This window comes from Rossellomorea oryzaecorticis, assembly GCF_038405515.1.
In the GTDB taxonomy this organism is placed as follows: domain Bacteria; phylum Bacillota; class Bacilli; order Bacillales; family Bacillaceae_B; genus Rossellomorea; species Rossellomorea oryzaecorticis_A.
The window spans coordinates 1-13,382 of sequence record NZ_JBBYAF010000015.1; the positions used below are offsets into that span (position 1 = coordinate 1).

A 13,382-nucleotide genomic window follows, 5' to 3' on the forward strand; every position below is an offset into this window, starting at 1 on the left:
TAAGGCGAATCGGCCACGAAGGCGTTCTTTGCCTTCTTGGTCGGTTTGACTTATGACATGTGCCTCTAAGCCCCAGAGCTAGACAGGTCTCACATTGGCCACTACTCCCGCAGGAGTCTTCGTCTTGCACTCCAATCAACAGCTGGAACAAATTAAAAATTATACAATTTCCAAAAAAAAGGAAAACGAAATAAATCCATCAGCATGGGATGGGCAGATTTGAACCATCCACTAGACTACATTCGACAGCCTTCGTTATTTTCCTTCTTTTACAGAAGGTTTATTCGCAGTGATTTTCAATTGTACCCACCAGTTGCTTTAGAAGTTCAACCGCATGATCAAGCTCTAATGAATAGAAACGCTTTGTCCCTTTCTGTTCAAGGGATACGAGCTGCTGATCTCTCAGTATTTTTAAGTGATGGGAGACGGCTGGCCGCGATAGTGTCAGATGCTCAGTGATTTGATTGACCGTAAGCGGTTCTTTTTCAGCAAGAAGGACAATGATGTCCTGCCGATACGAATCACTTAATGCTTGAAATAAAGGAGTACAAGCACGAAATGTATCAATGGCTTTTTGCCCCATAATATTCTCCCTTTCTATTTCATTCCCTTATATTATATACGTTCTTGGACTTTGCGGACAATCTTTGTGACCATTTTACGCGGCATGAATCGAATGGACCCGGCGAGCATTCTATTTTTAAATCCTGGTATGATCACTGCCTTCTTTTGATGGGCCATTTGCTTATACGCTTCTTCTACTACTTCTTCAACAGTCATGACTCCCGACTGGAAGAGTTTTGATTCTTGTAGTTGTGCTGTATCACTGAACCCTGTTTTAGTAGCTCCCGGACATAGTGCCATCACCTGGACTCCGTGTTCCTCCCATTCATTAGCCAGTGCCTCTGATAATGAAAGGACATACGCTTTCGTGGCATAATACACTGCCATTAACGGTCCCGGCTGAAAGGCTGCAGTTGAAGCCACGTTCAAGATTTGTCCATTCTTCCGATTCACCATTTCCTTTCCAAAATACTTGCTAAGTTCGGTCAAGGCTGTAATGTTTACTTGAATCATCTCTACTTCTTTTTCGATCTCAGTCTGTTCAAACTCACCGAACAACCCAAAACCGGCATTGTTAATGAGAATATCAACTTCAATGTCATTTGATGTAACTTGTTCATAAATGACACGGGATGCTCCCATCTCTGCTAAATCTGCTTTGATTACATGCGCTTTGATGTTGTAATTCCCTTCTAATTCTGTTGCAAGAGAAAGCAGCTTATCTTCACTTCTCGCCACAAGGACCACGTTATGGCCCGCTTGAGCAAATTTATGACTGAAATGAAGCCCTATTCCACTTGATGCTCCTGTGATCAGTACGGTTTTGTTTTTCATATATAATTACCCCCTTAATTTATTATGTTTAAACACTTAAACGTTTAAGTGTTTAAACATATAATAATTAATATACAGGGATATGTCAAGAGAACAGGTAAGGACATTCGAAAACTGCTATTTAAGAATTTGACCTGTTGATTGAATTAATGGAGTTTGTGATTGAATCATGAGTCGGTGTGATGGAATTAAATGAATATCAGAGTGGATTAACAACTCGCCCCAAATAGTTCCTCCAAATAAATAAAAACAGACCCCCGCCGATCGGAGGTCCGTTTCTCTTGCCAATAATTTACTTATCAAACAACATACTTCTCAGCATCGATCAGCTTTTCAGACGCTTCACGCTTAACTGCGATCACATTGATCGGTGTGTGGCGCGTGAATTTGCGGAGTGCTGAAAGCATCATGCGCAGTGTGTCGCCCTGTTCTGTCGCCACAAGTGTTTCTTTTGCATGCGCTTCGATTTCATTGAAAGCTTCCTGACAGAAGATCTGTGTGTATAGAAGCTTTTGCTTCGCTTTTTCAGCCCCTGCTTTTTCAAGCGCTTTTTCTGTACGAAGGACGACAGATTCCATTGCGTATGCATTCGATACGATATCTGCGATGTTCACAAGGATTTCCTGCTCTTTTTCGAGTGCCTTGCCGAACTTCTGAGCCGCTAATCCAGCAAGCATCAAGCCGATCTTCTTTGCATTTTTCACAAGGTACTTTTCTTGCGCCAATGGCTCGTCGCCAACTTCTTCAGGCATAAGCATCATCAATTCTTCCTGAAGCGCCTGTGCTTTTTGAAGAAGCGGCAGCTCACCTTTCATCGCTTTACGCAGGTATGTCCCCGGTACAAGAAGGCGGTTGATTTCGTTTGTTCCTTCGAAGATACGGTTGATACGGGAGTCGCGGTACATTCTTTCGATTTCATATTCCTGCATGAATCCGTAACCGCCGTGAAGCTGAACCCCCTCGTCGACCACATAGTCCAGTACTTCAGTTGCGAAGAATTTATTGAGTGAACACTCGATTGCATATTCAGCGATTGACTTCGCTACTTCCGTTCCGTTCTTGATCTCTTCATCAGTAAGCTTACTCATGCGGTCCTCGAATAATCCTACAGTTCGATATACGGAGCTTTCAGCTGCGTATAATTTTGCTGCCATTGTTGCTAATTTTTCTTTCGTCAGGTTGAAAGAAGAAATTGAGGTTTTGAATTGCTGGCGTTGATTTGTGTATTGAACGGTTACTTCAAAGGCACGTTTACTTGCTCCGACAGCACCCACTCCAAGCTTGTAGCGGCCGATATTTAAAATGTTGAATGCAATGATATGGCCTTTTCCTGCCTGACCGAGAAGGTTTTCTGCAGGAATTTCAGCATCTTCCAAGATCAATGTTCTTGTAGAGGAACTCTTGATTCCCATTTTCTTTTCTTCAGGACCTGTAGATACGCCAGGATAATCTTTTTCAACGATGAAGGCAGAGAAATGCTCGCCGTCTATTTTTGCATATACAACGAATACATCAGCGAATGCAGAGTTTGTGATCCATTGCTTTTCACCATTTAAAATATAGTGAGTGCCCGCTTCGTTCAGTTTCGCAGTCGTTTTCGCACCGAGTGCATCCGACCCTGAGCCTGGCTCTGTTAATGCATAAGCTGCAAGTTTCTCACCTGTCGACAATGCAGGAAGATACTTTTGCTTTTGATCTTCGTTTCCGAAAAGAACGATTGGAAGTGAACCAATCCCGACATGTGCGCCGTGGGAGATGGAGAATCCGCCTGCACGGGACATTTTTTCTGCGATCAATGCTGAGCTGACTTTATCAAGGCCAAGTCCGCCGTACTCTTCAGGAACATCCGCTCCCAAGAGGCCAAGGTCCCCTGCTTCTTTCAATAGACGCACAGAATGATCGAACTCATGATTTTCAAGATTGTCGATGACAGGTACCACTTCATTCAATACATAGTCTTCAGTCGTTTTCGCGATCATTTTTTGTTCATCAGAGTATTCTTCCGGTGTGAATACCCGATCAAAGCTCACATCTTCAATTAAAAAACTTCCACCCTTAATCAATTTATCAGTTTGATTTGCCATTATTGACATCCCCTTAACGTTTTTTTTATGGAAGGTTCCCTTAAACTCCGCTGTTGATTTCCATGCAAGACTACGCTTTCCGCGGGCGGGCGGTGAGCCTCCTCGGCAAGCCTGCGGGTCGGAAAAGCGGAGGGGCTTGGAAGAGAGGCGGGTGGCATAAGGCGATTCGGCCATGAAGGCGTTCTTTGCCTTCTTGGACGAGTTGACTTATGACATGTGCCTCTAATCCCCGTAGCTAGACAAGTCTCACTAGCACCGCTTTTCCCGCAGGAGTCTTCGTCTTGCACTCCAATCCACAGCTAGATTCACTTAAATCAATGAATCTTCTAGAAAGAACTATTAAAAGCTGGATATTTTCAAGTCAACATATCTCTTAACCAATCAGTTCAAATACCCCGGCTGCTCCCATTCCGCCGCCGATACACATGGTGACGATTCCGAATTGCTGGTTGCGTCGTTTCATTTCGTGAACGAGTGACAGGGTCAATTTTGCACCGGTACAGCCAAGCGGGTGTCCGAGTGCGATGGCTCCGCCGTTTACGTTCACTTTGTCTTCGTCCAGTCCAAGCTGACGGATGACTTGGATCGACTGGGAAGCGAATGCTTCGTTCAGTTCGAATAGCCCGATATCCGACAGTTCAAGACCTGCCATTTTCAGTGCACGCGGGATCGCTTCGACAGGTCCGATCCCCATGATTTCAGGTGGAACCCCAGCTACAGCAAAGCTTCTGAATTTCGCCATCGGCTGCAGGCCAAGTCCATCTGCCTTTTGACGATCCATCACCATGACGGCTGCTGCTCCGTCACTTGTTTGAGAAGAGTTCCCTGCTGTCACCGAGCCTCTTACATTAAACGCGGGACGCAATTTCGAAAGAACGTCTGAACTCGTTTCAGCACGAACTCCTTCGTCTTTAGAAAATTGGAATGTCTTTTCAACAAGTTTGTTCTCTGCATTTATCGAGCGCTGAACAACATCCACAGGGACGATTTCATCATTGAATTTCCCTTCTGCTATCGCTTTTGCCGCTTTCTGGTGACTTCTCACTGCAAAAGCATCCTGGTCTTCACGGGACACGCCGAATTTCTTCGCCACTTCCTCTGCCGTATGGCCCATGCTCATATAGTACTGAGGAGCCGTTTCAGCAAGCTTTGCATTCGGACGCACCACGTGACCCATCATCGGTACGAGACTCATCGATTCCGCTCCACCGGCGATTGCTGTATCAGAATGCCCCAACATGATTTTTTCAGCTGCATAGGCGATCGACTGCAATCCTGATGAACAATAACGATTGATCGTAATCGCAGGAACCGAGCTTGGAAGCCCTGCAAGGCCTCCGATGTTTCTTGCCATATTCAATCCCTGTTCGGCTTCCGGCATCGCACATCCGATAATCAAATCGTCGATATTTCCTTCGTAGTTCCCTGCACGCTTCAATGTTTCTTTTACGACAAGGGCACCAAGGTCATCCGGTCTCACTCCTGCCAATGACCCTTTTCTTGATTTTCCGACTGGTGTTCTGGCACCAGCCACTATGACTGCTTCACGCATGATGTTCCCCCGCTTTCTGAATTGGTTTATATGCTTAGTTGCGTAATGGCTTTCCTTTAACAAGCATGTGCTGCATTCTTTGCTGTGATTTCGGCTGAGCGATCAGGCTCAGGAATGCTTCTCTTTCAAGGTCCAATAAGTATTGTTCATCGACTTCTGTTCCAAATGGCACTTTTCCGCCGGCAATCACGTATGCCAGTTTCTTTGCGATCAGGAGATCGTGTTCTGAAATGAAGCCTGATTGATACATCGATTGTGCTCCCAGTAAAAGTGTTCCGTAACCTGTTTCCCCTGTTACTGGGACCTTCTTACGGATCGGTGCTTTATAGCCGCTCTCATAAAGGGCGATGGCAGCCTGTTTCGCATCATATAATAAGTGGTCGCCGTTTACACTCACACCGTCAGCTTTGCTGAGGAAGTTGGTGTCTCTTGCTTCATCTCCTGATGTCGACACTTTTGCCATTGCTATCGTTTCAAACACTTTGTTCGCTACCTTCTGCAGATCGAATTCGACACCATTAGGAAGGTTCGCCAAATGCTTCATATAAAGCTCTTTGTTTCCTCCTCCGCCCGGGATCAGGCCGACACCGACTTCTACAAGACCCATATACGTTTCCATTGAGGCTTGAATATGTGCAGTCGGCAGACAGACTTCGCTTCCTCCGCCGAGCGTCATGCCGAATGGCGCTGCGACAACCGGTTTAGAGGAGTACTTGATTTTCATCATAGCCTGCTGGAAGTGACGCACCACCATGTCGATTTCAAAAATGTTATCATCCTGCGCTTCCATCAGGATCATGGCGAGGTTGGCCCCCACGCAGAAGTTCTTCGCCTGATTTCCGATGACAAGCCCCTTGAAGTTTTTCTCCACTTCATCCACCGCGAAATTGATCATCTGGATGATGTCCAGGCCGATTGCGTTATTTGGAGAGTGGAACTCAAGAAGTGCCACGCCGTCTCCGATATCGATGAGGCTTGCTCCGGTATTTTTCTTGATCAGCTTCCCTTGTTTCTTCAGAAGCTTCAAGTCGATTACTTTAGGGTTACGCTCAACAAGCTTGTATTCTCCATTGTGGTAGAAATACAATTCGCCGTCTTCTTCTTTGTAAAAATGGGTGTGTCCCGCTTCAAGCATCTCTTCTACCCATTGCGGTACGGTTACGCCTTCTTCCTTCATACGTGTGACGGATTTTTCAACACCGATGGCGTCCCACGTTTCAAAAGGTCCAAGCTCCCAGCCGAATCCCCATTTCATTGCGCGGTCGATGGCAACGATGTCATCTGCGATTTCTCCATGCAGCTGCGCGGAATAGGTGAGCACCGGTGATATAATATTCCAAAGCAGTGAGCCGGCTTTATCTTTCGCATAGACAAGCGACTTGATTTTATTCGGAAGTCCCTTTTCATTCTTGCTCATTTCAATAGAGGCTGTTTTCAGCTTTTTACGAGGCTCATACTCAAGTGTTTCGGGATTCAATTCAAGGATCTCTTTACCTTGCTTCAGGAAGAACCCTTGCCCGCTCTTGCTTCCCAGCCAGCCGTTATCAAGCATCTTCCGCATGAATGCCGGTACTTCGAATACTTTCTTCTCTTCGCCATCCACCTGGTCGTAGACATTTTTGGCAACGTGTGCGAATGTATCAAGTCCGACGACGTCAAGCGTTCTGAAGGTGGCACTTTTCGGTCTGCCGATTGCCGGGCCTGTGATGGAATCAACCTCTCCGACGCTGTAGCCGCCTTTAAGCATTTCCTGTACCGTTACTAATAATCCATATGTCCCGATGCGATTGGCGATGAAGTTCGGTGTATCTTTTGCAAATACAACGCCCTTACCGAGTGCATCTTCACCGAATGTCTTCATGAAGTTCACTACTTCTGGATCCGTTTTCTTAGTCGGAATGACCTCAAGAAGTTTCAGGTAACGAGGCGGATTGAAAAAGTGAGTTCCGAGGAAGTTTTTTTGGAAATCCTCTGAACGGCCTTCTGCCATTGCCTCAATTGAAATCCCTGAAGTATTGGAGCTGACGAGGCTGCCTTGTTTACGATGTTTTTCAACCTGTTCGAATACTTTCTTTTTAATATCCAAGTTTTCAACAACGACCTCGATGATCCAGTCGCACTCGCTGATTTTCTCCATATCATCTTCAAAGTTACCCGCTGTAATCAATGATAGGTTTTGTTTTGATGTCAAAGGAGCCGGTTTTTGTTTTAAGAGCTTTTTTAAAGCGTTTTCACTCAAACGGTTACGAAACGCCTTACTTTCTTCTGTAAGACCTTTTGCTTTATCTTCGTCTGTTAATTCGCGTGGCACGATGTCTAATAACATTGTCGGAATACCGATGTTCGCTAAATGTGCTGCAATTCCCGAACCCATAACTCCTGATCCTAACACTGCAGCTTTCTGAATTCTGCGAGTCAATGTGTTTTCCCCCTTTGTTTGCACTATGATAATGGTTTGAATGAATAACCGGTCTGATTAAGCAGTCCGGAGTGGATTTGAATGAACACTCATTCATTTTTCGGTCAAAAAAAAGACCCGATTGAATTTCTGTTATCTCTAATATATCGGATTTTCTAAAATATCGCAATATTTAAACGTTTAAAAATGAATATTTTCACAAAATTTTTTCTCTTGTTTACTTATATGCTTAAATTCGTGGTGAAGTTCAATTGTGATGGATATTCTCTTGAACCAAGTCCCAAAATTTAAAGGTCATAATCTCCTTCCCTCTGGGACATTTTATGAATGGAGGTGTTTTTTCATGGCAAAACGCAAAAAAGATCCTTCAAGAGCAGGAGTCAGTGCTGCCAGCGTAAAAGGTAATGCCGGTCCGACAGTCGAAGCTGACGGCGGCGGTAAAGTAAACAGTCAAAACAATCAATTTAAAAAGCAATAAAGGATGATCACAGGCGTCTTTTGGGCTCCTGTGATTGTTTTTTTTTGTTCAATTTTCAGATTGAGTGGTGATTTTAAGGTTAATCTGTATGTGATTTCGGCTGATGAACCAACTTCTTTCCCACCGGAATGGGTTTATGCTGACTTTTTTCGTTTTATGCGTAAAAATATCATTATATGCTGACTTTTTCGGATATATGCTGAAAATTTTTCATTTATGCTGAATTATTTAGATATATGCTGACTTTAGAAATAAATGGAAACAATCCACTGAATCCCTAAAGGCCCGTTTCTCGCTGCGATAAAGCACTGAAGCACAGTCACCAAACCAAACTGAACAATTATGCTGAAATGCAAAAATTAACTTTGCTTCCCTGTACGTTTTCGAGTAAACTATGTGTATTGCATTTGGTTGTCAGACCTCCTACTTTAATTGTTTTGAGAGGCAGCTGATTATTTTGATAACGTTTACAGATAAGGAGAGAAAAATACGATGATGAAGAGATCTGTATTTTTTACGATAGGATTATTCATTTTGACGATGGGTGTATCGTTGATCATAAAATCCGGGCTAGGGGCCTCTGCCTGGGATGCTCTTGCGGTGGGTGAGTCCAGGATGTTCGGCATCACGGTCGGCACAGCGGTTTTTGTTAATGGGATTGTGTTGATCGTTCTCAACGCCATTATTATGAAAAAACGTCCAGATGTACTGGCGACATTGACGATTTTTGTCATTGGCCTGTTAATTGATTTCTGGCTGTTGATTGTCTTGGCTGACTTTGCTCCAGTGATGATGGTCAATCAATTTATTGCCCTTGGACTTGGAATTTTGACAGTTGGGTTAGGTGTCTCCATTTACCTTCAAGCCAAATTCCCTGCCAGTCCAATGGACACGCTTATGGTGGCGATTCATACCCGCTTCGGATTGAATCTTCGAAACTCGCGAATCCTCTCTGAGGGATTTGCATTGACACTTGCCTTCTTATTTAAAGGGGATATCGGTATCGGGACGATTCTTGTAACGGTTCTATTAGGATTCGTAGTTCAATATATGTATCCAATTTTCGAGCAGTTGTTTGAGAAAAATTCATATTCTAAAGCTGCGGTTCCAACTGAATAAACGCCAGAAAGGTTGAAATCCAAGGGGTTTCATCCTTTTTTTAATAGATATACTTTTTTTGAACTGTCCAAGGTGGCAAGAAAGACGGAGTTGATTTCCTTTACATGCTTCATATTCAGTTGATTCAGTACCCATTTCTCATCAACCCCCGCTGTTACAAGATTTTCAAGGATGAATTTTCCTTCATTTATGATAATCAGCGGGAGGTTTGAAGGTTTGACTTTGAGTTTAATATCGGCAGGGGTAACGGGTGATCCGGCATCAAACATTATGACGGATATATGGGCATTCGGCTCCAATATCGCATATTTCACTTCGCTCACATCAAAAATATTTTGTATCCTCAATTCAGATAAAAGCAAATCAACACTAATAAACTGTCGTTTCAGGTTTTTCACTACCACTTTTCCATTGTCTATCAAAATGGCTGGTTTTCCATTAAAAAAGAAGCCGAACTTTCTATATTTCATAGAGATGAAACTGAATGCGGTATGCCAGAAGAAAAGGGTGAGCAGTGGCACAATCATATAAGTGAACGAAACCTTTCCATCAAGTACGGGTGATACGGTAATGGCCCCAAGTATCCATATAAGTGCAAAATCGTAGGTGGTCAGCTGATTGACGGCTCGCTTGTACACACTTCTCCCGACTAGATACCCCACACACCCTACAATCACCGTTCTGATCAGAAATCCGGCCAACGTGATCTCCTCTACCCTCCCAAATATTTCCGTCATCTTTAACCCTCCCGTCTAGTTGATGTAAAGTTCACCTGTTGTAGTCAGAAGCCCGATATAAACTTTCTCCAATCCTGAAATGTTCTGCCTGTCCAATTCTGCCATGATCCAGTTCACATCCAGCTTCCTTTTCTTTAATATGTTCTTGTCAATCCTGCCTTCGTAAATGACGATATCTGACAACTGCTTTGTGGTCATCGGAACTTGCATTGCAGCCTTTGTTACTGGCAGGCCATTTCTGTTTTTAGCCACACTGAAATCCCCGTTTGGCTCTGCAATCATATATTCCACATTTTCCAAATCGAAGGCATCCTTCTGTCTCAGGATTGAAAGCATATTATCAATGGTCAGCAAGGTCTTTTTCATATTCTTTTTGTTGACCTTTCCCTTTTCTACGATGACAGTCTGTCTTTTTGATGCAAAATAGGGTGAAAATTTTAAATAACTGTAGGAAAGCAGCAGTATAATGATAATATAAACGGTTATTATTGCGATGGCGTCGATTGGACGGGATTCAGGCTGTACCATTCGTGAAGCTGCAATGTGACTGATCCCCGCCCCCACAAGGAAATTATAAGGTGTTAATATGCCCGGCTGTCTAAAGCCCAGTGATTTGTCAGCAAGGAAAAGGACAAAATATAGAATTGTCGTTCGGAGAAACAATTCTATATAATTCAATTCTTCTGCTTTAAACAGTATATCTTTCCATTCCACTGCACTTCCCCCTTTTCGAGTTCCACAATCCTTTCTCTTATTGTTTGTTGGTTCACCTCTGACAATACATCGGTTTCATTAATTCCATTTCTTAAAGCCATTTTCATCAAAAGCACGCCAAAAAATGATATGATGATTCTATTATTCTATTTTCTTTTTAGGAGCGTTTTTCATGCTGCAGGTAGTAAATAAGAAATTGGAGAAACTCATGCCTTTCATTACACCTTCTGCTGTATTAATGGGGGTTTTGTTTGCTCCATACCTATCACCTTTAACGTTCATAGTGCCTTGGGTATTCGCATTTATGACATTTTCCGGGTCCTTGAGCTCAAATTTCCATTCCGTTAAGCGGGCCGTTCAATTCCCGCTGCCCCTTTTGACTTCGCTCCTCATCCTTCATATCATCATGCCGCTTTGGGCGTTCGGGATGGGAAGCATCGTCTTTCCTGAGGATGGGCTCACAGTGACGGGCTTACTGCTTGCGATGGTTATTCCGACCGGGATCACAAGCTTCGTATGGGTGACCATTTATAAGGGGAACATCGGTCTCGCCCTTTCCATCATTCTCGTCGATACAATCCTTTCCCCCTTCATCGTGCCGGCCAGCCTGTCTCTGATTGTCGGACAAAAGGTTGAAATGGACAGCTGGAACATCATGAGCGGTTTATTGTGGATGGTCGTGATTCCTTCCATCATCGGAATGCTTTGTAATCATCTGACAAAAGGAAGCATCAAGGACACAGTCGGGAAACATTTATCACCCTTTACTAAAATCGGAATCGGGGTGGTGGTTGCCATCAACAGTTCGGCTGTCGCTCCATATTTAAAAGATATCAGTCTTAAACTTTTCCTGATTGCTTTCACCGTACTGTTCATTGCTATCTCTGGGTTTGCACTGGCATGGCTGCTTGGCAGCCTGCTTAAACAATCGAGGGATACGAAAGCAAGCCTGTTATTCACCGGCGGAATGAGGAACATCAGTGCAGGGGCTGTCATCGCAGTTCAATACTTTCCCGCTGCCGTTGCAGTACCAGTCGTGATCGGCATGCTCTTTCAGCAAGTGCTCGCTTCTTTCTTTGGCTTTCTTTTTCACCGGTATGAATTGAGAGTCAAAGCATAACCAATTTCAGGTTTGATCTTTACATTAAAAGGACCACACATGGCAGACAGATGTGTGGTCCTTATTTATTATGTTGAAAATTTGATTTCGACTACGATTTGCTTTCTGATTGACTGTCTGTGCCGGTTTTGGATTCTGTCTGATCTATGTTGGTATACTCTTGCAAATTACCTTGTTCAGGGTTTTCAAGCTTCTTGCCATTTTCATGTGAATACGTCACGGATTCCTCTGGTGACGTGTCCATGTTATGTTCACTGAGCACGTCGGTTTTTCCAGACTTTTTGCTGTCTCCGTGCTCTGTTTCAAGAGATTCTTTCTTTGCATTCAGCAGCTGGTTAATGTTCTTCCGCTGGCTCTTATTCGCAAGTACATATAAGGTATCTTCAGCCTTTATGATCGTATCCCCTGTCGGTGTGAGTAAATCATTCCTCCGGATGACCGCTGAAATCAACGTCTTTTCCGGGAGTTCGATTTCCTTGATTGCCTTTCCGGTGATATAAGCATCCTGATTGATATGAACTTCAATCATTTCGTTGTTTGTCTTTCCGATACTGACCAGCTCAAGCGTGTGAGCGAGCGGCGGTTTATCTTTTCCAGCAAGCTTGAAGTAATTAGCCAAAGGGGTAATCGTCGTCCCCTGTACAAGTGCGGATAATAGGACGACGAAGAAAACAACGTTAAAGATGATTTCGCTGTTTTCTAAATTTGCCACCATCGGAAACGTTGCCAGTACGATCGGCACCGCCCCTTTCAGACCTGCCCACGAGATAAAGAACTTCTCCTTTACACTGAAGCTTTTATCAAAAGCAAGACTGATATAGACACCTAAAGGTCTCGCAACAAAAATCAGTAGAACAGACAAAAGTATTCCCTGCAGGGCGATTCCTGGAAGATGCTGGGGGAACACGAGCAAGCCCAGCAGGATGAACATGACGATCTGCAGCATCCAGGCGAAACCTTCATTAAATTTAATGATCGAATGGCGGTAGGTTAATTCCCGGTTTCCAACAATGATGGCCATGACATAAACGGCAAGCAGTCCGCTGGCATCGATGATCGAGGTAAGGGCATATGTCAAAATAGCGAGTGAAACCGAGAGTACGGGATACAAACCGGAAGAGTCCAGGTTGATTTTGTTGATGATCCAAACAGAAACCATTCCGAATAGTGCCCCCAGAACAAGCCCCATCCCCATCTGCCAGAAGAAGGATAATACTAAATTGAATGGATTCAAATTAGGCAACTGGATCAGTTGCAAAAAGGCTACAGTCAAAAAGATTGCCATCGGATCGTTGCTTCCCGATTCTGCCTCAAGCGTGGATGAAATTCTTGATTTGATGTTTTTATTACCCAACACAGAAAAGACGGCAGCAGCGTCGGTGGATCCTACAATCGCCCCGAATAGCATACCCTCAAGCCAGCTCACCTCCAAAATGAACTTAGCTGCTATACCAATTGAAAGAGTCGTGATCAGAACTCCTATAGTAGCCAGTGAAAGGGCCGGTTTATAGACACTTTTCACATTGCTCCACTTCGTCTGGAGACCACCTTCAAACAAAATGATAATCAGGGCGATGGTTCCGATAAATTGTGTAATATGAGCATTATCAAAGAAAAAGTATGTATTTAAAATCATTCCTGCAACGATGAAGAGAATGAGAGAGGGAACTCCTAAACGGGAGGAAAACTTGGCAAAAATGACTCCGATTAGGAGAAGGAGGGCTAAAAGCATTGAAACATTTTCAATCGAAAATTCCATGT

General features: G+C 43.8%; 11 protein-coding genes. 3 read left to right on the plus strand and 8 right to left on the minus strand.

Annotated features, from left to right (window positions below):
• Nucleotides 1–280 precede the first annotated feature (280 nt).
• From AAEO50_RS09265 to AAEO50_RS09285, 5 genes are all read right to left on the minus strand, one after another.
• Entirely contained in the window at nucleotides 281–583 is a 303-nt protein-coding gene (locus AAEO50_RS09265; protein ID WP_341982795.1) for a metalloregulator ArsR/SmtB family transcription factor, read from the minus strand.
• A gap of 32 nt (nucleotides 584–615) precedes the next feature.
• Nucleotides 616–1,398, minus strand: coding sequence for an SDR family oxidoreductase (locus AAEO50_RS09270; protein WP_341982797.1), 783 nt, complete (start codon nucleotides 1,396–1,398; stop codon nucleotides 616–618).
• 299 nt (nucleotides 1,399–1,697) lie between these two features.
• Nucleotides 1,698–3,482: an acyl-CoA dehydrogenase family protein gene (locus tag AAEO50_RS09275; RefSeq protein ID WP_341982799.1), complete on the minus strand. Its 1,785-nt coding sequence runs from the start codon at nucleotides 3,480–3,482 to the stop codon at nucleotides 1,698–1,700.
• Between the two features lie 373 nt (nucleotides 3,483–3,855).
• Nucleotides 3,856–5,034, minus strand: coding sequence for an acetyl-CoA C-acetyltransferase (locus AAEO50_RS09280; RefSeq protein ID WP_341982801.1), 1,179 nt, complete (start codon nucleotides 5,032–5,034; stop codon nucleotides 3,856–3,858).
• Nucleotides 5,035–5,068: 34 nt separating this feature from the next.
• Entirely contained in the window at nucleotides 5,069–7,453 is a 2,385-nt protein-coding gene (locus AAEO50_RS09285) for a 3-hydroxyacyl-CoA dehydrogenase/enoyl-CoA hydratase family protein (RefSeq protein WP_341982803.1), read from the minus strand.
• Nucleotides 7,454–7,796: 343 nt separating this feature from the next.
• On the opposite strand from AAEO50_RS09285, the gene AAEO50_RS09290 reads away from it, so the two are divergent.
• Together AAEO50_RS09290 and AAEO50_RS09295 are read left to right on the plus strand one after the other, a co-directional pair.
• On the plus strand, nucleotides 7,797–7,931 hold the full coding sequence (locus AAEO50_RS09290; protein ID WP_074440089.1) for a YuzL family protein: 135 nt from the start codon (nucleotides 7,797–7,799) through the stop codon (nucleotides 7,929–7,931).
• 492 nt (nucleotides 7,932–8,423) lie between these two features.
• Entirely contained in the window at nucleotides 8,424–9,050 is a 627-nt protein-coding gene (locus AAEO50_RS09295) for a hypothetical protein (protein ID WP_341982807.1), read from the plus strand.
• A gap of 29 nt (nucleotides 9,051–9,079) precedes the next feature.
• Here the strand turns inward: AAEO50_RS09295 and AAEO50_RS09300 are convergent, their stop codons facing one another.
• Together AAEO50_RS09300 and AAEO50_RS09305 are read right to left on the minus strand one after the other, a co-directional pair.
• Nucleotides 9,080–9,787 (minus strand): DUF421 domain-containing protein, encoded by a 708-nt coding sequence (locus AAEO50_RS09300; RefSeq protein ID WP_341982808.1) that lies wholly within the window; start codon nucleotides 9,785–9,787, stop codon nucleotides 9,080–9,082.
• Between the two features lie 15 nt (nucleotides 9,788–9,802).
• On the minus strand, nucleotides 9,803–10,501 hold the full coding sequence (locus tag AAEO50_RS09305) for a YetF domain-containing protein (protein WP_341982810.1): 699 nt from the start codon (nucleotides 10,499–10,501) through the stop codon (nucleotides 9,803–9,805).
• 172 nt (nucleotides 10,502–10,673) lie between these two features.
• On the opposite strand from AAEO50_RS09305, the gene AAEO50_RS09310 reads away from it, so the two are divergent.
• Nucleotides 10,674–11,621 (plus strand): bile acid:sodium symporter family protein, encoded by a 948-nt coding sequence (locus AAEO50_RS09310; RefSeq protein WP_341982812.1) that lies wholly within the window; start codon nucleotides 10,674–10,676, stop codon nucleotides 11,619–11,621.
• 91 nt (nucleotides 11,622–11,712) lie between these two features.
• Here the strand turns inward: AAEO50_RS09310 and AAEO50_RS09315 are convergent, their stop codons facing one another.
• A complete protein-coding gene (locus AAEO50_RS09315) occupies nucleotides 11,713–13,380 on the minus strand; it encodes a potassium/proton antiporter (protein ID WP_341982814.1) in 1,668 nt (555 codons plus the stop codon).
• Between the last annotated feature and the right edge of the window lie 2 nt (nucleotides 13,381–13,382).